At 65.5% G+C, this 2,084-nt stretch carries 2 protein-coding genes; both read left to right on the top strand.

From position 1 onward, the window contains the following. Positions 1-231 precede the first annotated feature (231 nt). Complete coding sequence (locus MOV75_RS35880; RefSeq protein WP_246927816.1) at positions 232-1,029, top strand: transglycosylase SLT domain-containing protein; 798 nt, start codon at positions 232-234, stop codon at positions 1,027-1,029. Between the two features lie 138 nt (positions 1,030-1,167). After that, positions 1,168-2,084 (top strand): hypothetical protein (locus tag MOV75_RS35875; RefSeq protein WP_309486997.1); only part of this gene is annotated, 917 nt, incomplete at its 3' end.

The raw sequence follows: 2,084 nt of genomic DNA, 5'->3' as shown, positions 1-2,084 counted from the left end.
ATGTCGCCGAGCTCACGCGGCGCGTGAGGGCGCGTCTTCCCGCTGGCACGGATGGCCGCATCACCTACAGCGCCCGCGCGCACGCGATCAGCGGACGCAAGGCGGGGTGAAGATGTGGCGAGGCAGTCGTAGGATGGGTAGAGCCCTTGCGAAACCCATCATTCCGCGACGGCTATTGATGGGTTTCGCTTCGCTTGACCCATCCTACGACATGCGTACTCCACAACGTCAATGCCACGAAAAAGCAAGCGATCCTTCCCTCGCCTTCTCAACGTCCGGCGGGGCGCACGTTGGGCGCGAAAGAGATTCGCGCGAGCCCCGCAGGCCGCCCGGACCGCGGGCATCGTAGCCATCCTGCTTGCTGCCCTCGCCCTCCTGAACCTCGCCTATCACGTCATCCGCAAACCAACCGAACTCTTCGCCGTCGCCGGTCACGCCCTCGACAAGGAGCCATCAGAGACTTGGGCGAGATACGGCCCCCTCTTCCGCACCTATTCCACCGCGACGATCACGCCCGAATTGCTGGCCGCGCTGGCGCAGGTCGAGAGTTCTGGCAATCCGGTGGCGCGCACCTATTGGCGCTGGCGGTGGAGTTTTAATCCGCTGGCGATCTACCGGCCGGCCTCCAGCGCCGTCGGCCTCTTCCAGATGACGGATCCGGCTTTCACTGAAGCCACGCCGTTCTGTGTCCGCGGCAACGCCGTCACGAACGCCGGCTGTGGGTTCGCCAGCTTCTATGTCCGCGTGATCCCGAGCCACGCCATCGAGCTAACCTCGGTATATCTGGACCGCCAGGTGGCCATGGTCCTCAGCCTCGCGGGCGATGTGAAGGCGAGTGCCCAGCAGAAGCAGGATTTGGCCGCCTTCATCCATCTCTGCGGCGCAGGTCCTGCCACAGCCTATGCGCGGCGCAAGTTTGTGATGATCGCAAGCGAACGCTGCGGCGATCATCTCGTTGCGGGGTATGTCGGCAGGGTCAATGCGATGAAGCGGCAATTTGTGCGGCTTGCGGCGGACCACGATAGTTGAAGAGCGCAGCCCCCAGCCCCGCTACCGGGCCCGCCATAAATTTACCTCTGCGCACGCGTTGTGTCTGATAGCGGCCAGACCTATCCTTCCTGATCGGACTGCCTCCCATTGACTCCCGACCGGATGGAGAGCGCATCGGTGCCTGACACGAACGACCCCAAACCTGATACCAGCAAGCCCGATGCCCCCAAGCCGGAGGAGACGCGCGCCGAGGGCGGGTTGGCGCGGGCCTACGACCGGATCAAGAGCGCGGAGCAAGACCTGGCGCGATTGGACCGACTGGTTTCCGGAATGGAACGCGATAGCGAGGGACAGCGGGCCTCACGCGCAAGCGCCACACCGACGGCAGCCGCCACCGCGAGAGACGGGCCGCCGAAACCCGATGCCAAGGTTCCGAGCGCCAACGTTCCCAATGCCGGGGTTCGCGATCCAGGCTTGAGGAAAGATCCGGCCATGATGCGCGCCTTGGTCATTCTCGTGCTGGCGATCGGCCTGCTCGGTGCCGCCGTCGCTTCGCAATATCGCGATGAGGCCCAATCGATCGGCCAGTCGATCATGGCGCGATGGGCTCCGCCAGCCGCGAGCACGCCCCCGCAGGCGTCCGCGGTGGAAAACCAAGTGCAGCCGCCGGTCGTGCTGCTGGCTGCGGCGGATGAGCCGAGCCCGTTGCCCGCGCCGCCAGTCCTGAAGGAAGCGGACAGCGCGCCAAATTCCGGCGCCAGGGCGCCTGAGGCGTCGTCATCCGAGTTGGCGCAATCGCTCAAGGCCATCACCAGCGAGCTTGCGAACATCAACGACAAGCTCGAGCAACTGAAGAGCCGCAACGAGCAGACCCTGCGCGAGCAAGCCGACGCCATTCGACAGCTCAAGGGGGCGCAGGAGAAGGATGCGGCGGACATTTCGCGCCTTGCCGCCCAGGTCCAGGCGCTGCAAACGCAACTGAGCGCGTCATCGGTGTCATCCGCCTCTGCAGCCGCCAAGCCCGTCGTGCGCAGCGTGGTGAACAACGATGCGGCTGCGCGTGCCCGGGCGCACGTACCAGACGCCGCGCCACG

Source organism: Bradyrhizobium sp. PRIMUS42, assembly GCF_023006515.1.
Lineage (GTDB): Bacteria > Pseudomonadota > Alphaproteobacteria > Rhizobiales > Xanthobacteraceae > Bradyrhizobium.
Note: the sequence above shows the minus strand (reverse complement) of the source record. Positions and strands in the feature narration are given on the sequence as shown.

Excerpts from the sequence above, each read along its gene's own strand:
- MOV75_RS35880 (WP_246927816.1), top strand. The coding sequence starts at position 232 with ATGCCACGAAAAAGCAAGCGATCCTTCCCTCGCCTTCTCAACGTCCGG.